Below are 16769 nucleotides of genomic sequence, written 5' to 3' on the forward strand. Positions count from 1 at the left end.
TGGTGGGGCGTCAAGGGATCTCCGGTGGTGCTGTGGCCGCCCCCGGCAGCCGTACCGTCGCCACCGTGCCGCCGCCCTCCGCCGGGGTCAGGGTCACCTCGCCGCCGGACTGGTGGATCGTGCGGGCGACGATGGAGAGGCCGAGGCCTGAGCCGGGGAGGGAGCGGGCTGAGGGGGAGCGCCAGAAGCGGTCGAAGACGTGGGGGAGTTCGTCGGCGGGGATGCCGGGGCCGTGGTCGCGGACCTGGAGGACGCCCTCGTGGAGGGTCACTTCGATCGTGCCGTTCGGCGGGCTGAACTTCACCGCGTTGTCGAGGATGTTGACCACCGCGCGTTCCAGGGCTGCCGGCTCTGCGCGGACGTACCAAGGGTCCAGGGCTGCCGTGATCGTCAGTTCCGGGCCGCGCAGGCGGGCTCGGCGCAGGGCCGACTCGACCGTGTCCTCCAGGGAGACGACCTGGACGCGTTCTCCTCGCTGGGCCTCCGAGCGCGACAGCTCCTGGAGGTCGCCGATCAGGGCTGCCAGTTCTGTCATCTGGGCCTTCACCGAGGCCAGGAGTGCCTTGCGGTCCGCCTCGGGGATCGGGCGGCCCGTCTCCTCGCTGCGGGTGAGGAGTTCGATGTTGGTCCGGAGAGACGTCAGCGGGGTGCGGAGTTCGTGGCCCGCGTCCGCGATCAGTTGCTGCTGGAGGTCCCGGGAGCTGGCCAGGGACGTCGTCATCGAGTTGAACGAGCGGGACAGGCGTGCCACCTCGTCGTCGTCCTCGTCGTCCACGGGGATGCGGATGGCCAGGTCCTCCGTGCGGGCCACGTGCTCCACGGCCTCCGTCAGCTTGTCGACCGGGCGCAGGCCCGCACGAGCCACGGCCAGGCCCGCCGCTCCGGCGCCGACCACTCCGATGCCGGAGACGAGCAGGAGGACCCAGGCAAGTGAGGACAGTGGCTCGGTGACCTGGCCGAGGGGCTTGGCGACGGACACGGCGATGCCGGGCTGCACCTCGCGGGTGTTCCGGTCGACGACCGGGCGGGTGTAGACGCGCACGGCGGTGCCGTCGGTGGTCTTCGCGGAGTGCAGGGCCGTCTCCGCGTCGCCGTCGGCGACCGCCAGGTCGGCGTCCTGCACCTTGACGCTCTTGATGCCGGGGTTGGTGCAGGTGGTGCTGTCCGAGTAGAGGATCGTGACGATGGGGGAGTTCGGGGCCAGCGGAAGCTGCCGGGGCTCCGGCAGCCGGCAGTTGTCCACCATGACCGTCAGCAGCCCGCTCGAGACCTGCTCGCTGCGCAGCTGCTCGTCCAGCTGCCGGTACAACTGGCCGCGCACCAGGAACCAGCACGTCACCGAAACCGCCGCCACCGCGAACGCCACCGCCGAAGCCACCAGCAGCGCAAGTCGGGAGCGCAGGGGGAGGCTCTTCAGCTTCCTCACTCGGTGCCGCCCTGCCGGAGTACGTAACCGACCCCCCGCACCGTGTGGACGAGGCGCGGCTCGCCGCCTGCCTCCGTCTTGCGGCGCAGGTACATGACGTAGACGTCCAGGGAGTTGGACGACGGCTCGAAGTCGAAGCCCCAGACCGCCTTGAGGATCTGCTCGCGGGTGAGGACCTGGCGGGGGTGGGCCAGGAACATCTCCAGGAGGGTGAACTCGGTGCGGGTCAGTTCCACGGGCCGGCCGGCCCGGGTGACCTCGCGGGTCGCCAGGTCCATGCGCAGGTCGGCGAAGGTGAGGGCCTCGTCCTCGGGGGCCCCACCCGACAGGGCCGCCGCGTACGAGCTGCGGCGCAGCAGCGCGCGGATGCGGGCGAAGAGCTCGTCGAGCTCGAAGGGCTTGACCAGGTAGTCGTCGGCGCCGGCGTCGAGGCCCGTCACGCGGTCGCCCACCGTGTCGCGGGCGGTGAGCATGAGGATCGGGGTCGTGTCGCCGGCCCCGCGGATGCGGCGGGCCGCCGTCAGGCCGTCCATGCGGGGCATCTGGATGTCCAGGACGATCAGGTCGGGCTGGTACGCCCGGGCCTTGTCCAGAGCGTCCAGGCCGTCCACGGCGACCTCCGTGCCGTACCCCTCGAAGGCGAGGCTGCGCTGGAGTGCTTCGCGTACCGCCGGCTCGTCGTCGACGACGAGGATGCGCTGGGGGGCACGGTCACGGTCGCCTTCGGCGGGGCTCATGGGTGTCTGGTTCCTCGGGTGCGGTGGGACACGGGGCTCGCTTCTCAGCCTCGCACGTTCCGGGCGTCACGGCGGCGGCCGACGGCCTTGCGGCGGCTCGCGCGTGTGCCGGGCGCCGCCACCTCGGGGGCGCGGCCGGGCGTCGGCGGGTGCAGCTCGTACGCCACCGCGAGGGCCTGCCGGACGTCCCCCGGGCCGTGCCCGGTCATGAGGTGCTCCCCGCCCGCAGCTTCGCCAGGTCCGCCTTCACCGTGTCGACCGGGATCGCGAAGCCCAGACCCACGCTGCCCGCCGCCGACGACGAGGAGCCCGAACTCGCCGAGTACATCGCCGAGTTGATGCCGATGATGTTGCCGTTCATGTCGATCAGCGCGCCTCCGGAGTTGCCGGGGTTGAGGGACGCGTCGGTCTGGATCGCCTTGTACGTCGTCGTCGACGAGCCGGTGTCGCCGTTGAACTCGCGGCCGCCGAACTCGAACGGCCAGCCGCCCTCCGGCTGCTGCTGCCCCTCGTCGGTGGAGACGGTGACATCGCGGTCGAGCGCGGAGACGATCCCGCTGGTCACCGTGCCGGTGAGGCCTTCGGGGGAGCCGATCGCGACGACCTGGTCGCCGACCTGGACGCCGTCGGAGTCGCCGAGGGTGGCCGTCTTCAGGCCGGAAGCGCCGGACAGCTTGATCAGGGCGAGGTCCTTGGCGCTGTCGGTGCCGACGACTTCGGCGCCGTACTCCTTGCCGTCGCTGGTGCGCACCTTGATCTGGGAGGCGCCGGAGACGACGTGGTTGTTGGTGACGATCTCACCGTCACTGGTGATGATCACGCCGGAGCCGGTGGAGGAACCGGCGTTCCCGGTCGCGTTGATCTCCACGATGCTCGGGCTGACCGCCTTGGCGACCCCGGAGGCGGTGCCGCGCTGGCTCACCGGGACTACATCGGTGCTGGTGGAGGACGAGGCCACGGTGGTGGAGCCGTCGGTCAGCTCCTGGATGCCGTACGCCGTGCCGCCGCCGACCGCTGCCGCGACGATCGCCACGGCCGCGAGCAGGGCCACGGGCCCGCGCTTCTCGGTACGCCGCCGGGAGACGGGCTCCGTGAGAAGAACAGTCGGCTGGTACGCCGGAGGGGGCGGCCACTCGGGGTTCACATTGCTCTCGGTCATGTCCATGAGCTTCGCGCCCGACCATGAGAGCTTCCTGAGGGCTGCCTGAGAAGCCCGGCAGAACCTCGTATGCCCGATATAAGGACCGGCCCCGCGGAGCTACTTGCAGCCGCAGGACTGCCGTACCACCAGCCGTGACGGGAACACCTTCAGCCGCTCACGGCGGGACCCCGCCACCCGCAGCCCGTCGTCGAGGACGAGGTCGACGGCCGCGCGGGCCATCGTCGAGCGGTCGGAGGCGACGGTGGTGAGCGGCGGGTCGGCCAGGTCCGCTTCCTTGATGTCGTCGAAGCCGGCCACCGCCAGCTCGCCGGGGACGTCGATCCGCAGTTCGCGCGCCGCGCGCAGCAGGCCTATCGCCTGGTCGTCGGTGGAGCAGAAGATCGCCGGCGGGCGGTGCGGCCCGGACAGGATGTCCAGGCCGACCCGGTAGGCGTCGTAGCGGTTGTACGGGGCCTCGAAGAGGCGGCCCTCGGTGGACAGGCCCGCCTCGGACATCGCGCGCTTCCAGCCCTCGACGTGGTCGGAGACGGGGTCGCCGACGGCCGGGGTCTCCGCGGTGCCGCCCATGCAGGCGACGTACGGGTGGCCGTGCTCGAGGAGGTGGCGTACGGCGAGCTGGGCGCCGCCGAGGTCGTCCGTGACGACGGCGACGTCGTCGATGGACTCGGGCCGCTCGTGCAGCAGCACCACGCGCGCGTCCCAGGCCTCGATCTCGGCGGCCGCCATGTCGTTCAGCGCGTGGGAGACGAGGATCAGGCCGGAGACCCGCATCCCCAGGAACGCGCGCAGGTAGTGCACCTCGCGTTCGCCCACGTAGTCGGTGTTGCCGACCAGCACCATCTTTCCGCGCTCGGAGGCGGCCTGCTCGACCGCGTGCGCCATCTCCCCGAAGAAGGGCTGACGGGCGTCGGGGATGATCAGGCCTATGAGGTCCGTGCGCCGCGAGGCCATCGCCTGCGCCACCCGGTCGGGCCGGTAGCCCAGCTCCTTGATGGCGGCGAGGACACGCTCGCGCGTGGCCGGGGCGACCGGCCGGGGTCCGTTGTTGATGACGTAGCTGACGACGGCGGTGGAGGTACCCGCCAGTCGTGCCACGTCATCCCGAGTCACCTTGGCCACGCGCGGAGTCTACGCGGATGGAACGCCCCTGGGCAGGGCGTAAAGGGGGCCGGCTGTGGGCCGTACGGGCGCCCGGAGCGCCCCGTCCGTATGTCGGTCACGCGTCCGCCGGGACCTCTGTGGCGGCACTGGGGGCCGCGTTGTCCGCATCCTCCGGCTTTGGCCGGGCGGCCTTGGCCTTCGCCTCGTCGGCGGCACGCTCGACTTTTTCGGGCGTAACGAATCGATAACCGACGTTCCGGACGGTTCCGATCAGCGCCTCGTGCTCGGGCCCGAGCTTCGCCCGCAGCCGTCGTACGTGCACATCGACCGTCCGGGTGCCGCCGAAGTAGTCGTAGCCCCAGACCTCCTGCAGCAGCTGGGCGCGGGTGAAGACCCGGCCCGGGTGCTGGGCGAGGTACTTCAGCAGCTCGAACTCCTTGAAGGTCAGGTCCAGGACCCGGCCCTTGAGCTTGGCGGAGTAGGTCGCCTCGTCGACCGACAGGTCGCCGTTGCGGATCTCCATGGGGGAGTCGTCGTTGACGATCTGCTGCCGGCCCATGGCGAGCCGGAGGCGGGCCTCCACCTCGGCGGGGCCGGCGGTGTCGAGGAGTACGTCGTCGATGCCCCAGTCGGCGGTGACGGCGGCCAGGCCGCCCTCGGTGACGACCAGCAGGAGCGGACAGCCGGGGCCCGTGGAGCGCAGGAGCTGGCACAGGCTGCGCACCTGGGGCAGATCGCGCCGGCCGTCGATGAGGATCACATCGGCACCGGGGGTGTCGACGAGTGCGGGCCCCTCGGCCGGGGCGACCCGCACGTTGTGCAGGAGCAGGCCGAGTGCGGGCAGCACCTCCGTCGACGGCTGGAGGGCGTTGGTCAGGAGCAGCAGAGAACTCATACGTCTGGTTCCTCCTCGGTCCCTGCGAGGACGTGTGCGGTGCGGAACTGCTCTGCGATCCCGGTGCCCCATACACGAGCGTTCGCCTGAGGTTTCCCGCTTCGTATACAACGCTTCCGAAAGCACAAAAGGACCCGGGGGCTACGCTGCCCGAGTCCTCTGCCCAGCAGAATAGCCGACATGAGCGACGGTCCGGCAGGTGATGTGGTGCGTTCCACCGTTCGTCCGCATTCCGAGACGAGGGGACGCGCCCCATTGCGGACGTATCTGCGCACGTCCGACGGGGTGGCGATCGATTCCGTATACGATCCGCAATCCGTTGTATACGACCGTGTGCACGACGCCTCCGCTTCACCCCCCGTCGACCTGGTGTTCGTCGTCGCCCACGGCTTCACCGGGGACGTGGACAAGCCCCACGTGCGGCGCATCGCCGCCGCGCTGCGGCCGTACGGTGCCGTCCTGACCTTCTCCTTCCGCGGTCACGGGCGCTCCGGCGGGAGCTCCACGGTCGGCGACCGGGAGGTCCTCGACCTGGAGGCCGCGCTCTCCCACGCCCGCGGGTTCGGGCACCAGCGCGTGGTCACCGTCGGCTTCTCGATGGGCGGCTCGGTGGTGCTGCGGCACGCAGCGCTGTACGGCGCCCCGGACGCGGTCGTCTCCGTCAGCGCGCCCGCCCGCTGGTACTACCGGGGCACCGCCCCCATGCGTCGCCTGCACTGGCTGGTCACCCGGCCGGAGGGCCGCCTGGTCGGCCGCTACGGATTCCGCACCCGGATTCACCACCAGGAGTGGAACCCGGTCCCGCTGTCCCCGGTGGAGGCCGTCCCGCGGATCGCGCCCGCCCCGCTCCTCGTCGTCCACGGCGACCGCGACGGGTACTTCCCCCTCGACCACCCCCGCATGCTGGCCGCCGCCGCGGGTGAGCACGGCGAACTCTGGCTGGAGCCCGGCATGGGCCATGCCGAGCACGCCGCCGACGACGCCCTGCTGGCCAGGATCGCGGACTGGGCGGTGTCCCGGGCGGGCTAGCCTGGGCCTGTTCACTGCCGAACCGACTGTTCACCGCCGAACCGACTTGAGGGACGAGATGGCAAAGGTCACGGTCCGCTACTGGGCCGCCGCCAAGGCCGCGGCCGGCGTCGCCGAGGAGCCCCACGAGGCCGCGACGCTCGCCGAGGCGCTCGACGCGGCGCGCGAGCGCCACCCCGGCGAGCTCACGCGCGTGCTGCTGCGGTGCTCGTTCCTCGTCGACGGCGATCCCGTCGGGACCCGCGCGCACGACACGGTACGGCTGGCCGAGGGCGGCACGGTCGAGGTGCTCCCGCCGTTCGCAGGAGGGTGACCGCACCTATGAGCAACCAGCCGTATCAGGACTACCAGGGGTCGTACGACCCTTATGGGCAGCAGCAGCCGCACCAGCAGCAGCCGTACCAGCAGGAGCCCTACCAGCAGCAGCCGTACCAGCAGTCCTACGAGGACCCGCAGTACACGCAGCAGTGGCAGGGGCAGACCTGGGAGACGCAGGTGCAGGAGCCCGTGCCGGTGGTGAGTGCGGCCGAGACGGCGTACCTGCCTCAGCAGGAGCCGGTTCAGGCCGCGCCCCAGGGCACGGACGACCCCGGCTACGGCCCCGCCACCGTCGCCGGGAACTCCCGGATCACCGACGCCCAGCGGGCCCGGCTGGAGGGCCGCTCGCCGATCATCGAGCCCGGGATGCAGCCCGCGCTGCTCACCGCGCTGCTGGGCCTGCTGCTGTCGGGGGCCGCGGCAGTGGGGTCGTACGCGCTTCTGGTGCCGCTCGTCGTGCTGCAGGGCGTCACCGCCGCGGGCTGGTTCCGGCTGAACGGCATGTGGCCGGCCCGGCAGGGCATCGCGCTGGCGTTCGCCGGAGGGCTCACCGCGGACGCGGCGCTTGTGGTGGCCGGGCGGGACAACGCCCCCGCGGCGATCCTCGGCACGCTCGGCGTCTGGGTGCTGCTCGTCCTCGTCCTCCAGCTGCGTTCGCACGCCGACCCGGACGAGCGGATGTACGGCCTGATGGCCACGGTCACCTCGGCGGCCCTGACCATCCTCGCGACCGGCTTCCTCGCCGCCGAGCCCGACGCCGTCACGGTCGGCGCGGCCGCGGTCGCCGTGGCCGTACTGGCCCGCGCTCTGCCGATGCCGACGGCCGCCTCGGTCGTGGTGTCGCTGCTGGCGGCGGCCGGTGCCGGGATCGCGGTCGGCGGTATGGCCGGGGTCGACAGCAAGGGCGCCCTGATCGGCGCCGCCGCGGCCGTCTGCGCCCTGATCGGCCACCGGGTCGCGAGCTACGACTACCCGTCCCGCTTCGTCCACTTCACGGCGGGAGTCGCCCTCCCGCTGGCGGCGGCAGGGCCGGTGCTGTGGATTCTGGGCAGGGGCCTGTAGGCCGGGCGGCGTTCCGTCACAGCTGATCGACAATCTCGCGGCCCCCACCCCGCACCGGGTTACCGTGACAGCCGACCGAACGAACGCCGAGGTGGGGAAACATGCGCGCGCTGCGGATACTGGGGATCGTCATCGTGGTGCTCGGCGCCCTCTTCGTCGTGGCCGACCGCGTCGCCGTGAACTTCGCCGAGGGCGAGGCCGCGGACAAGCTGCGCGCCAGCGAGGGCCTGGCCGAGACGCCGGACGTGTCGATCAAGGGCTTCCCGTTCCTGACCCAGATGGCCGGCGGTGAGCTGGACGACGTCGAGGTCGGCATCGCGGACTACGAGGCGGCCACCGGCGACGGCGCGGAGAAGATCCGCATCGACGACCTGAAGGCGAGCATGAAGGGCGTCCGGTTCTCCGGCGACTACAGCTCGGCCACCGCGGTGACCGCGACCGGCGTGGCGACGATCTCCTACGACGAGCTGCTGCGCACCGCCAAGTCCGAGCCGACGCAGGTCGCCCCGGGCGTGACCGCGCAGGTCGTCGGCCTCTCCGACGGCGGCAACGGCAAGATCAAGGTCGCGGTCGAGGCGACGGTCCTCGGCGCGAAGCTGCCCCGGCCGGTCGACGTGCTGAGCACGGTCACCGTCGAGGGTGACACCGTCCGGGTGAAGGCCGACGCGCTGCCCGAGATGGGCGGGGTGAGCATCGCGGAGGACAAGGTCCGGGAGATCACCGACTTCGACCAGGTGATAGAGCAGCTGCCGGGCGGTATCGAGCTGGACAAGGTCGAGGCCGCCGAGGACGGGGTCGAGATCTCCGTGAAGGGTTCGAACGTCCGGCTGGCCGGGTAGGGCCACAGGGGCTCCGGGCGACCGGAGGTTCTCGGCCACCGGAAGCACCGGAAGCACCGGAAGCGCCGAAAGCACCGAAAAGCTCACCCGAAAGACTTTCGGACACCGGCTGTCCGAAAGGCGAGACAGCCCGGTCCGCACGGCAGATGCGGGGGCCTCCTCAAGGGCCCGTGAGCCGTGCGACGACGCCTCCGAGGCGCACGCGATCCCGCCATGCGGACGATCGCGTCTCACCATGCGACACGCCGGTGACACGCCCCGCTGTCCGTCCCTACGATCGACGCATGAAGCGACAGGCGGATCTCACGAAGCGGCGGGCAGTAGACCTGTGCCGCGTCGCCGCCATGCTCTGTCGCCCCTTCTGAGCGGCCCCGGCACCGCAGCCGACCGCCTTCCCCAGCCGCCCTGCCCTGGGCGCCCGTGCGCAACCCCGCATGCCCGGCCGCGCACCACCCTTCACGCACACCCCCGCCGCAACTGCCCCGGAGGAGAACGAGCATGAGCCGCAGCGACGTCCTGGTCGACGCCGACTGGCTGCAGGAGAACCTCGACAACCCGGCGATCGCCATCGTCGAGGTCGACGAGGACACCTCCGCCTACGAGAAGAACCACATCAAGAACGCCATCCGGATCGACTGGACGCAGGACCTCCAGGACCCGGTCCGCCGTGACTTCGTCGACCAGGAGGGCTTCGAGAAGCTCCTGTCGGAGAAGGGCATCTCCAACGACCACACGGTCGTCCTCTACGGCGGCAACAACAACTGGTTCGCCTCGTACGCCTACTGGTACTTCAAGCTGTACGGCCACGAGAACGTCAAGCTTCTCGACGGCGGCCGCAAGAAGTGGGAGCTGGACGCCCGCGAGCTGGTCGACGGCACCGACGTGCCGGAGCGCGCCAGGACCGACTACAAGGCCAAGCCGCAGAACACCGCCATCCGCGCCTTCCGCGACGACGTGGTGGCGGCGATCGGCTCGCAGAACCTGGTCGACGTCCGTTCGCCCGACGAGTTCTCCGGCAAGCTGCTCGCCCCGGCGCACCTGCCGCAGGAGCAGTCGCAGCGTCCGGGCCACGTGCCCAGCGCCCGCAACATCCCGTGGTCGAAGAACGCCAACGACGACGGCACCTTCAAGTCGGACGAGGAGCTCAAGGAGCTCTACGCCGAGGAGCAGGTCGACCTCGCCAAGGACACGATCGCCTACTGCCGCATTGGTGAGCGCTCGGCCCTGACCTGGTTCGTGCTGCACGAGCTGCTCGGCGTGGAGAACGTCAAGAACTACGACGGCTCCTGGACCGAGTACGGCTCCCTCGTCGGCGTGCCGATCGAGCTCGGCGCCAACAAGTAAGACCTCCCCGACCTTTACCCCTCAAGGAGTTCAACATGTGCGGAGCGAAGGCCGGCGGCCCTGACGCCTCGACGATCAAGCCCGGTGAGACCACCATCCAGGGCCAGGTGACCCGCGACGGCGAGCCGGTGCAGGGCTACGTGCGCCTGCTCGACTCGACCGGCGAGTTCACCGCGGAGGTCCCCACCTCCGCCACGGGCCAGTTCCGTTTCTACGCCGCCGAGGGCACCTGGACCGTTCGCGCCCTCGTCCCCGGCGGCACCGCCGACCGCACGGTCGTCGCCCAGCAGGGCGGCCTCGCGGAGGTCGCGATCGCCGTCTGACGGCACTGAACACCGTAGGACCGCATCTCTCGGGTTGGACGCCTGAGGTGCGGTCCTACGGCGTTCTACGCTGGAGGTATGTACGCACGGCGACGACACGTGTACTTCGCCATGATGGGCACCTGTCTGGTGCTGTTCGTCCTGGCGTGGGCGGTCGTGCGGCTGTTCTCGACGGAGGCGGCCGTCGCGATGTGCGTGGTCGCCATGGTCATCCCACCGGTCGCCGCGATGGTCGCGAACCGGCGCGGGCCGGACGACCGCTGGTGGGACGACCCGTCCGGGGACCCGAAGTCCGACGAGTGGTGGGACGAGCTGGACGGCAAGAAGCGGCCACAGTAGGAAGAGGTGCAGGCTGAGCATGCCGACCGCGAGGCTCTCCACCGTCCTCGCCCTGCAGGCCGAGCCGGAGTACGTCCGCCCCGTGTGGCCCACCCGCAGGCCCGGCGAGCAGCAGATGATGCTGCACCTCGACATCGAGGTCGACGACCTGGCGGCCGAGACGGCGAGGGCGGTGGCCGAGGGCGCGGTGCTCGCGGAGTACCAGCCCCAGGACGACGTACGGGTGCTGCTGGACCCGGCCGGGCACCCGTTCTGCCTGTGGACCGAGGCGTCTCAGTAGACGAGCGCCTGGGTGTCGTCCGCCAGCGACTCCTGCACGAACACCTGTGCGCCCGCGATGCGCACGCCCTCGATGACGTCCTTCTCGGTGATCTCCCGGCGGGCTGCGCACTGTGTGCACAGCGTGATCTTCCCGCCCGCGAGCAGCGACTCGATCAGGTCCGGCAGCGGCGCGGCATGCGGCAGCTCGAACTCCGCCGCCCGCCCCGGCAGCGCGAACCACGACGACTCCCCGGTCAGCCACAGCGACACGTCCACACCGCTCGCCACGGCCACCGCCGCCACGGTGAACGCCTGCGAGCAGCGCTCGGGGGCATCGGCCCCGGCCGTCACCTTGATCACCAGCTTCTTCGCCATGCGGGCAGCGTAGTCGCTACAGCAGGAGGCGCAGTCCGGCCGCCACGAGCATGCTCCCGACACTGACCGCGGTGAGCAGCACGCTCCAGAAGACGTCCTCGTTGCGGCGGGGCGGCGGCGGGGGCGGGGGCTCCGCCGGCGGCGGGAGCAGCGGGGGCGGAACGGCGTACCGTGGGGTCGCCTCCTGGATGTACCGGCGCCGGCTCATGCGTGCACCTGCCGCTGGTGCTGGCGCAGCAGCACGTTCGCGTCCGTCTCGGCGCTGCGGTCGTACGCCGCCTTCGCGGCCTCCCGCAGTCCGGCCAGCTCCGCGCAGATCGAGCAGCCGGGCACGGGCCGGGGCGGCAGAAGCTCCGGGGCCCGCCCGTTCGCGGCCCGCACGCCCGCCCCGATCCGCTCCTGGTCGGTGGCAGGCCGCAGGCCGTCGGGGTCGGCCTGCCGTTCGCGCCCTCCGCCGACGGGGCGCAGCAGGGCGTAGGGCCCTGAGCGGTCCTGGTATTCACCGACCTTGTCGGTGGCGGGGTCGTAGAGAAGGGTTCCGGGTTCCAGGGGGCCTCCGTTTTGCGAACTTCCTTACGGAACGCACCTGTTGAACTACTCTGTGCATTCCTGGGGCGTTACGAGGATGGCCCAGGGTGGAGGGCGGATGCATCGCCAACGGGCGCAAATTCCACAGACGGCGCTCCAAATTCCACAAATTCCACGGCCGAGGGCGGGAGGGTGCGGTGCCGCAGTGGAGGGCTGTCACGGGGCGGAGCCACGAACCGAGGGCGCGGTTCGCGGAGGAGTTGCGGCTGCTCAGGGCCGCGAAGGGGGAGAGTCTGCGGGACCTCGCGGACCGGCTGGGCTGGGACCCGTCAATGCTCGGGAAGATGGAGAGCGGGCGCAGTCTGGGCAGCCCGGAGATCGTAGAGGCGCTGGACCAGTACTACGCGACGCCGGGGCTCCTGCTGGCGCTGTGGGAACTGGCGGTGGGGGACCCGACGCAGTTCAAGGAGCAGTACCGGCGGTACATGGTGCTGGAGACCGAGGCGCACAGTCTGTGGCACTTCGGCGTCAGCATTCTGCCCGGTCTGCTTCAGACGGAGGGCTACGCCCGTGAGCTGCTCGCGCTGGGCGGTGCGAAGGGCGATGAGCTGGACCAGCAGGTCGAGGCCCGCATCGGGCGGCGCGAACTGCTGGTGGAAGAGGACGCGCCCCTGTTCCGAGCGGTCATCGCGGAGGCGGTGCTGCGGACACCGCTCCGGGATGACGGCGAGTGGCGAGGGCAGCTGGAACACCTACTGGAGATGTCGCAGCGACCGAACGTGACGATCCAGGTGCTGCCGCAGCAGGCCGGACTCCACGGCCTGGTGAGCACGAGCGTGATGTTCCTGCGGCTGCTGGGCGGTCGGACGGTTGCTTACGCGGAGAACGCGATCCGGGGTGAACTGGTCGAGGAAAACGCCTCTGTTGAGCAACTCCACCATGCATACGATGCGATGCGGGACCTGGCCCTGAACCCGGCCGAGTCGCGCAAGTTCATCCTGCGGATGTTGGAGGAAGTGCCGTGCGAGCCATCGACCTGAGCGGCGTGACGTGGCGCAAGAGCAGCTACAGCAACCCCGACGGCGGCGAGTGCGTCGAAGTCTCCGACGACCTCCCCACCCTCGTCCCCGTCCGTGACAGCAAGGACACCACCCGCAGCCCGCTGCTCTTCGCCGCAGGAACCTGGTCGGCATTCGTGGGTGGGCTGAAGATGATCGAATCGTAATCAAGGCCCCTGCAACTCCATGCAGGGCCCAAGAGTCTCCTGTGCGCGCGGACGTGGAATCCGTGCTTCACGTTCCGTGGGGGGGGGGACATCTTGGAAGATCCAGAAGTGCCGCGCCGAAGGCGCGGCCGCACCGCCGCGCTCATCACCGGTGCCGTCGTCCTGGGCCTGGTCGCCGGCACCTGCGCGGGCTACCTCGTCCAGGCCGACCGCGAGCCGACGAAGCTGCCGCCGCTGTCGCAGCCGGTGCTGGCGCAGGCGAAGGGGCCGGGTCCGGAGCCGCTGTCGGCCGCGCAGGACCGCCAGGTGAGGACCGAGGGCGACCTGCGCAAGCTGCTGCTGCCGAAACCGAAGGGTGCCAAGGAGGCCGACTGGTCCGGCATCGACGGCTGGATGGACCTCACGGAGTACGCGGACACCTACGAAGAGCCCGCGGACGCGTTCGGCAGTCTCACGGCGAGCGAGTTCCGCCGGGCCGCCGTCACCGCCTGGGAGGTCGGCCACACCGCTGTGGAGATCCGGCTCATCCAGTTCCACCAGAAGGAGCTGGCACAGGCGGCCGAGCACACCGAGGACAGCCAGTACTGGGCGGAGAAAGAGGAGGACACCGACCGCTACGCCATCCCCGGCACCGGTGAGGGCTGGGTCTACGTCCACAACCGCGCCCACTCCGAGCCGGGATACCTGCCGCAGTACTCGGCGCGGGCGCTCGCGTACCGGGGTGACATCGCCCTGGAGCTGTGGGTGACCGACACCAAGGCGATCGGCAAGAAGACGGTCATGGACCTGGCCAAGCGGCAGATGGAGCGACTGTGAGCGAGATGGAGAGGCCCGAGCCGGATGCAGGGTCCGACATGCCTGAGGGCCCTTTGGCCGCCGAACCCCGCCGCCGCCGTCGTCGTGTCGCGGCTGTCGCCGGGTCGCTGCTGCTGGCCGGTGCCGTCGTCGCCGGGGTCGGGTTCACCGTCGTGACCGTGCGAGGTGCCGACCGGGACGCGGGCGCCCCGCGGTGGAAGTTCCCCAGACACACGGTCGTCGAGCAGAAGGCGCCGCAGGCCGAGGGGCTCGCCGGGATGCTCGTGCCGTACAGCGCGCAGGGCTGGACGCGAGGGCCCGACCTGGGCGAGTTCGGCTCGGACAAGGTGCTCAGCGGCGCCCAGGCCACGGCACTGCGCAAGCAGTCGCTGAGCGATCTGCCGCGCACCCTGCGCAAGCGGCTGGAGAAGGAGATCGACCGGCAGCGTCTCACCGGCATGGCGATGCGCAGCTACGTCAGCGGCGATCCGACCCTCTACGACGACGAGCGGATCTACACCGTGAGCATCGTGCTCGCCCAGATGGACAACAGGGCCGCCGCCAAGGACGTGGCGACGTTCCAGACCGAGTTCCTCGGCGCCCTGGACGTGTTCCGCGAGGGCCCGAGGATCAAGGGGCACAAGAACGCCCGGTGCTTCCTGCCGCCCAAGGGCGAGGACACCGACCTCGACATGATGCTCTGCTCCGCGTACGTCGGAAACATCCTGGTCACCGCCACCGCGGAGGGTGCGAAGCCGCTCGACACCAAGGGAGCGGCCGACCTGGTCCGCCAACAGCTCGACCGCGTCTCGGAGCCGGGGAAGGCCGTATGAGCGAGCAGCAGATCACCCGGACGAACACACCGCCCAGCACGGAGGATTCGCAGGTCGCCGAAGTGCGGCAGGTTGACGCGGAGCCCGGTGCTCTTCCCGCGGAGCCGCAGCCGTCCGTGCCCAAGGACCGGCGCGTCCTGCGGGCCGTTCTGCGGTGGGCCGCCGCCGTCGTCGTATTCGCCGCCGTCGGCGCGGGAGCGGCGTACGGGATCATGCGGATGGAGCGGACGGACGTACCGGGACTCGCGACGGAGCCGGACGGGCGCTGGGAGTACCCGCCCCTCGTCAAGCCGCCGCTCCCCTCCGGCAGCCCCGGCCCCTTCGCCGAGTCCAACCCGATCGGCGCCCACTACGCGGACCTGCGGGCCCTGCTGCTGCCCGCGCCGAAGGGCGCGGTCGAGGACAAGGCGCTGCGCGGCTCGGACGGCTGGCTGGCGACCAAGGACTTCTTGGCGGAGTTCAAGGGAGAGTCCAGTCGCGACGGCTTCCGGCAGAAGCTCGTCGACGCGGGCCTGCGGCACATCGCCGCCCGCGGCTGGACCACCCAGGACGGCACCCGGACCCGCGTCTACCTGCTCCAGTTCGACACCGCCGCCGTCGTGGAGACCGAGTTCAGCGGCCTGTTCTCGTACAGCTCCCCCGCCTACACGGTGCGTGGCGGTGAGGTCGCCCAGTTCGACGAGGCCTTCCCGGAGGCCGCGCACGTCTCCGGGGTCCAGCGATCCCCCTTCGTCGAGGTCAAGCCGTACGGCCGCGAGCAGGTCCGCCAGGCCTACCTCGGAGCCGGTGACGCCGTCGCCGTGATCCTCCAGTCCAGGAAGGGCACCGTCCCGGCCGTGCCCTTCCAGCAGACGGTGGTCCTGCAGAGCCAGCTGCTCGGCTGAGTCCCGGAGGGCCTACCTCACACAGAAGGCCGGTTCCCGGCGGCGTAAGCTGGGGTCCGGCCGTGTGCATTCGTACCCTCCGCTCACCAAGGAGCGCCCCGTGATCCTCTTCTTCGAGCTGCTGCTGGTCGCCGTCGCTGTCGGCGTCCTCGCCTTCGCCGGTCTGACCGTGAAGAAGCTGTACCAGGGCCAGCGCTGAACCACGTCTAGGAACTTCCGCTGATGATCGAGATCCCGTCCGACCTCCACAAGAGCCTCGTCCCGCTGGCGTTCCTGCTCGGCAGGTGGGCCGGTGCGGGCGTGCACGACTTCCCCGGTGCCGAGAAGTGCAACTTCGGCCAGGAGGTCTCCTTCACGCACGACGGGCGTGACTTCCTGGAGTACCACTCGCACACGTGGGTGCTGGACCAGGACGGAAACAAGGTCCGCCCCCTGGAGTCGGAGTCCGGCTTCTGGCGTATCGACGACAAGCGTCAGGTCGAGGTCACGATGACCCGCGACGACGGCGTCATCGAGATCTGGTACGGCGAGATGGCCGACAAGAAGCCGCAGATCGACCTGGTCACGGACGCGGTGGCGCGTACGGCGGCCTCGCGGCCGTACAGCGGTGGCAAGCGGCTCTACGGCTACGTCAAGAGCGACCTGATGTGGGTCGGTGAGAAGCAGACCCCCGAGGTCGAGCTGCGCCCCTATATGTCGGCCCAGCTGAAGAAGGTCGTCACGCCGGAGGAGGTCGAGCGCTGGGCGAAGGCCCTGCCGCAGGACCTGCCGGACGACGGGATCGCCTTCTTCAAGTAGGCCGATCGCCTTCCCCGAGCCGGTCTCGAGCCGAGTGGTTCTAGACTCGTCGGTGTGGTGAGCACCGACTGGAAGAGTGATCTGCGGCAGCGCGGCTACCGGCTGACCCCGCAGCGGCAGCTTGTGCTCGAAGCCGTGGACACCCTGGAGCACGCGACCCCCGACGACATCCTCGCGGAAGTGAGGAAGACGGCGTCGGGGGTCAACATTTCCACGGTCTACCGGACGCTGGAGCTGCTGGAGGAGCTGGAGCTGGTCAGCCACGCGCACCTGGGGCACGGGGCGCCGACCTACCACCTCGCCGACCGGCACCATCACCTCCACCTGGTGTGCCGGGACTGCACCAACGTCATCGAGGCCGATGTGTCGGTGGCGGCCGGCTTCACCGCGAAGCTGCGCGAGGAGTTCGGGTTCGACACCGATCTGAAGCACTTCGCGATCTTCGGCCGGTGCAAGGACTGTTCCGGGAAGACTTCAACTACCGAGTCGTAGGCT

General features: G+C 70.6%; 24 protein-coding genes. 15 read left to right on the top strand and 9 right to left on the bottom strand.

From position 1 onward, the window contains the following. Nucleotides 1–10: 10 nt before the first annotated feature. From ACIQ6Y_RS22315 to ACIQ6Y_RS22340, 6 genes are all read right to left on the bottom strand, one after another. A complete protein-coding gene (locus tag ACIQ6Y_RS22315; RefSeq protein ID WP_404041625.1) occupies nt 11–1426 on the bottom strand; it encodes a sensor histidine kinase in 1416 nt (471 codons plus the stop codon). Next, the gene (locus ACIQ6Y_RS22320) at nt 1423–2163 is read right to left on the bottom strand and encodes a response regulator transcription factor (protein WP_404041627.1); all 741 of its coding nucleotides are present in this window, start codon (nt 2161–2163) and stop codon (nt 1423–1425) included. The genes ACIQ6Y_RS22315 and ACIQ6Y_RS22320 overlap by 4 nt, the downstream gene beginning before the upstream one ends. A gap of 44 nt (nt 2164–2207) precedes the next feature. Next, nucleotides 2208–2372 carry a hypothetical protein gene (locus ACIQ6Y_RS22325; protein ID WP_404041629.1) on the bottom strand — a complete coding sequence of 55 codons (165 nt, stop codon included), beginning with the start codon at nt 2370–2372 and terminating at the stop codon, nt 2208–2210. Then, nucleotides 2369–3322 (bottom strand): S1C family serine protease, encoded by a 954-nt coding sequence (locus tag ACIQ6Y_RS22330; protein WP_404041631.1) that lies wholly within the window; start codon nt 3320–3322, stop codon nt 2369–2371. Before ACIQ6Y_RS22330 ends, ACIQ6Y_RS22325 begins: the two co-directional genes overlap by 4 nt. Nucleotides 3323–3421: 99 nt before the next feature. Then, a complete protein-coding gene (locus ACIQ6Y_RS22335; RefSeq protein WP_404041633.1) occupies nt 3422–4444 on the bottom strand; it encodes a LacI family DNA-binding transcriptional regulator in 1023 nt (340 codons plus the stop codon). 97 nt (nt 4445–4541) lie between these two features. Next, nucleotides 4542–5321, bottom strand: a complete 780-nt coding sequence (locus tag ACIQ6Y_RS22340; protein WP_404041635.1) for a winged-helix domain-containing protein — start codon at nt 5319–5321, stop codon at nt 4542–4544. A 180-nt stretch (nt 5322–5501) separates the two neighbouring features. Between ACIQ6Y_RS22340 and ACIQ6Y_RS22345 the strand changes: the two genes are divergently transcribed. The 8 genes from ACIQ6Y_RS22345 (at nt 5502) to ACIQ6Y_RS22380 (ending at nt 10855) form a co-directional block, all read left to right on the top strand. Then, nucleotides 5502–6350 (top strand): alpha/beta hydrolase, encoded by an 849-nt coding sequence (locus ACIQ6Y_RS22345; RefSeq protein WP_404041637.1) that lies wholly within the window; start codon nt 5502–5504, stop codon nt 6348–6350. A gap of 58 nt (nt 6351–6408) precedes the next feature. Further along, nucleotides 6409–6663 carry a MoaD/ThiS family protein gene (locus tag ACIQ6Y_RS22350; protein WP_404041638.1) on the top strand — a complete coding sequence of 85 codons (255 nt, stop codon included), beginning with the start codon at nt 6409–6411 and terminating at the stop codon, nt 6661–6663. An 8-nt stretch (nt 6664–6671) separates the two neighbouring features. Then, entirely contained in the window at nt 6672–7730 is a 1059-nt protein-coding gene (locus tag ACIQ6Y_RS22355) for a hypothetical protein (RefSeq protein WP_404041640.1), read from the top strand. Nucleotides 7731–7831: 101 nt separating this feature from the next. Then, complete coding sequence (locus ACIQ6Y_RS22360; protein ID WP_404041641.1) at nt 7832–8569, top strand: DUF2993 domain-containing protein; 738 nt, start codon at nt 7832–7834, stop codon at nt 8567–8569. A 498-nt stretch (nt 8570–9067) separates the two neighbouring features. Next, nucleotides 9068–9913 carry a sulfurtransferase gene (locus ACIQ6Y_RS22365; RefSeq protein ID WP_404041642.1) on the top strand — a complete coding sequence of 282 codons (846 nt, stop codon included), beginning with the start codon at nt 9068–9070 and terminating at the stop codon, nt 9911–9913. A gap of 35 nt (nt 9914–9948) precedes the next feature. Next, nucleotides 9949–10236 carry a DUF1416 domain-containing protein gene (locus ACIQ6Y_RS22370; protein WP_110628959.1) on the top strand — a complete coding sequence of 96 codons (288 nt, stop codon included), beginning with the start codon at nt 9949–9951 and terminating at the stop codon, nt 10234–10236. A gap of 78 nt (nt 10237–10314) precedes the next feature. Next, nucleotides 10315–10575, top strand: coding sequence for a DUF3099 domain-containing protein (locus tag ACIQ6Y_RS22375; RefSeq protein ID WP_404041644.1), 261 nt, complete (start codon nt 10315–10317; stop codon nt 10573–10575). A 19-nt stretch (nt 10576–10594) separates the two neighbouring features. Next, entirely contained in the window at nt 10595–10855 is a 261-nt protein-coding gene (locus ACIQ6Y_RS22380; RefSeq protein WP_404041646.1) for a VOC family protein, read from the top strand. On the opposite strand, the gene ACIQ6Y_RS22385 is transcribed toward ACIQ6Y_RS22380, so the two are convergent. Genes ACIQ6Y_RS22385 through ACIQ6Y_RS22395 form a run of 3 tightly spaced genes read right to left on the bottom strand, consistent with a single transcriptional unit; the run spans nt 10849 to nt 11760 of the window. After that, nucleotides 10849–11211, bottom strand: a complete 363-nt coding sequence (locus tag ACIQ6Y_RS22385) for a DsrE family protein (protein ID WP_404041648.1) — start codon at nt 11209–11211, stop codon at nt 10849–10851. The genes ACIQ6Y_RS22380 and ACIQ6Y_RS22385 overlap by 7 nt on opposite strands. 16 nt (nt 11212–11227) lie before the next feature. Beyond that, entirely contained in the window at nt 11228–11419 is a 192-nt protein-coding gene (locus tag ACIQ6Y_RS22390) for a hypothetical protein (RefSeq protein ID WP_404041649.1), read from the bottom strand. Then, a complete protein-coding gene (locus ACIQ6Y_RS22395) occupies nt 11416–11760 on the bottom strand; it encodes a hypothetical protein (protein WP_404042153.1) in 345 nt (114 codons plus the stop codon). The genes ACIQ6Y_RS22390 and ACIQ6Y_RS22395 overlap by 4 nt, the downstream gene beginning before the upstream one ends. Nucleotides 11761–11936: 176 nt before the next feature. Here ACIQ6Y_RS22395 and ACIQ6Y_RS22400 point away from each other — a divergent pair, with 176 nt between their 5' ends. The 7 genes from ACIQ6Y_RS22400 to ACIQ6Y_RS22430 all read left to right on the top strand — a co-directional run bounded on the left by ACIQ6Y_RS22400 (nt 11937) and on the right by ACIQ6Y_RS22430 (nt 16766). After that, complete coding sequence (locus ACIQ6Y_RS22400; RefSeq protein WP_404041651.1) at nt 11937–12779, top strand: helix-turn-helix domain-containing protein; 843 nt, start codon at nt 11937–11939, stop codon at nt 12777–12779. Beyond that, on the top strand, nt 12761–12964 hold the full coding sequence (locus ACIQ6Y_RS22405; RefSeq protein WP_404041653.1) for a DUF397 domain-containing protein: 204 nt from the start codon (nt 12761–12763) through the stop codon (nt 12962–12964). The genes ACIQ6Y_RS22400 and ACIQ6Y_RS22405 overlap by 19 nt, the downstream gene beginning before the upstream one ends. 108 nt (nt 12965–13072) lie before the next feature. Beyond that, entirely contained in the window at nt 13073–13780 is a 708-nt protein-coding gene (locus tag ACIQ6Y_RS22410) for a hypothetical protein (RefSeq protein ID WP_404041654.1), read from the top strand. Between the two features lie 38 nt (nt 13781–13818). After that, a complete protein-coding gene (locus ACIQ6Y_RS22415) occupies nt 13819–14592 on the top strand; it encodes a hypothetical protein (RefSeq protein WP_404041656.1) in 774 nt (257 codons plus the stop codon). After that, nucleotides 14589–15476, top strand: a complete 888-nt coding sequence (locus tag ACIQ6Y_RS22420) for a hypothetical protein (protein WP_404041658.1) — start codon at nt 14589–14591, stop codon at nt 15474–15476. The genes ACIQ6Y_RS22415 and ACIQ6Y_RS22420 overlap by 4 nt, the downstream gene beginning before the upstream one ends. 222 nt (nt 15477–15698) lie before the next feature. After that, nucleotides 15699–16274: an FABP family protein gene (locus ACIQ6Y_RS22425; RefSeq protein ID WP_404041660.1), complete on the top strand. Its 576-nt coding sequence runs from the start codon at nt 15699–15701 to the stop codon at nt 16272–16274. 54 nt (nt 16275–16328) lie between these two features. Further along, nucleotides 16329–16766, top strand: coding sequence for a Fur family transcriptional regulator (locus ACIQ6Y_RS22430; RefSeq protein ID WP_404041662.1), 438 nt, complete (start codon nt 16329–16331; stop codon nt 16764–16766). Nucleotides 16767–16769 lie beyond the last annotated feature (3 nt).

Source organism: Streptomyces sp. NPDC096205 (genome assembly GCF_044763135.1).
In the GTDB taxonomy this organism is placed as follows: Bacteria; Actinomycetota; Actinomycetes; order Streptomycetales; family Streptomycetaceae; genus Streptomyces.

What these genes read in the sequence shown, in the direction of transcription:
- ACIQ6Y_RS22390 (WP_404041649.1), bottom strand. Translation starts at nt 11,419, where the DNA reads ATGAGCCGGCGCCGGTACATCCAGGAGGCGACCCCACGGTACGCCGTT.
- ACIQ6Y_RS22325 (WP_404041629.1), bottom strand. Translation starts at nt 2,372, where the DNA reads ATGACCGGGCACGGCCCGGGGGACGTCCGGCAGGCCCTCGCGGTGGCG.
- ACIQ6Y_RS22350 (WP_404041638.1), top strand. Translation starts at nt 6,409, where the DNA reads ATGGCAAAGGTCACGGTCCGCTACTGGGCCGCCGCCAAGGCCGCGGCC.
- ACIQ6Y_RS22360 (WP_404041641.1), top strand. Translation starts at nt 7,832, where the DNA reads ATGCGCGCGCTGCGGATACTGGGGATCGTCATCGTGGTGCTCGGCGCC.
- ACIQ6Y_RS22375 (WP_404041644.1), top strand. Translation starts at nt 10,315, where the DNA reads ATGTACGCACGGCGACGACACGTGTACTTCGCCATGATGGGCACCTGT.
- ACIQ6Y_RS22420 (WP_404041658.1), top strand. Translation starts at nt 14,589, where the DNA reads ATGAGCGAGCAGCAGATCACCCGGACGAACACACCGCCCAGCACGGAG.
- ACIQ6Y_RS22330 (WP_404041631.1), bottom strand. Translation starts at nt 3,322, where the DNA reads ATGACCGAGAGCAATGTGAACCCCGAGTGGCCGCCCCCTCCGGCGTAC.
- ACIQ6Y_RS22320 (WP_404041627.1), bottom strand. Translation starts at nt 2,163, where the DNA reads ATGAGCCCCGCCGAAGGCGACCGTGACCGTGCCCCCCAGCGCATCCTC.
- ACIQ6Y_RS22340 (WP_404041635.1), bottom strand. Translation starts at nt 5,321, where the DNA reads ATGAGTTCTCTGCTGCTCCTGACCAACGCCCTCCAGCCGTCGACGGAG.
- ACIQ6Y_RS22380 (WP_404041646.1), top strand. Translation starts at nt 10,595, where the DNA reads ATGCCGACCGCGAGGCTCTCCACCGTCCTCGCCCTGCAGGCCGAGCCG.
- ACIQ6Y_RS22415 (WP_404041656.1), top strand. Translation starts at nt 13,819, where the DNA reads ATGCCTGAGGGCCCTTTGGCCGCCGAACCCCGCCGCCGCCGTCGTCGT.
- ACIQ6Y_RS22385 (WP_404041648.1), bottom strand. Translation starts at nt 11,211, where the DNA reads ATGGCGAAGAAGCTGGTGATCAAGGTGACGGCCGGGGCCGATGCCCCC.
- ACIQ6Y_RS22355 (WP_404041640.1), top strand. Translation starts at nt 6,672, where the DNA reads ATGAGCAACCAGCCGTATCAGGACTACCAGGGGTCGTACGACCCTTAT.
- ACIQ6Y_RS22370 (WP_110628959.1), top strand. Translation starts at nt 9,949, where the DNA reads ATGTGCGGAGCGAAGGCCGGCGGCCCTGACGCCTCGACGATCAAGCCC.
- ACIQ6Y_RS22345 (WP_404041637.1), top strand. Translation starts at nt 5,502, where the DNA reads ATGAGCGACGGTCCGGCAGGTGATGTGGTGCGTTCCACCGTTCGTCCG.
- ACIQ6Y_RS22365 (WP_404041642.1), top strand. Translation starts at nt 9,068, where the DNA reads ATGAGCCGCAGCGACGTCCTGGTCGACGCCGACTGGCTGCAGGAGAAC.
- ACIQ6Y_RS22425 (WP_404041660.1), top strand. Translation starts at nt 15,699, where the DNA reads ATGATCGAGATCCCGTCCGACCTCCACAAGAGCCTCGTCCCGCTGGCG.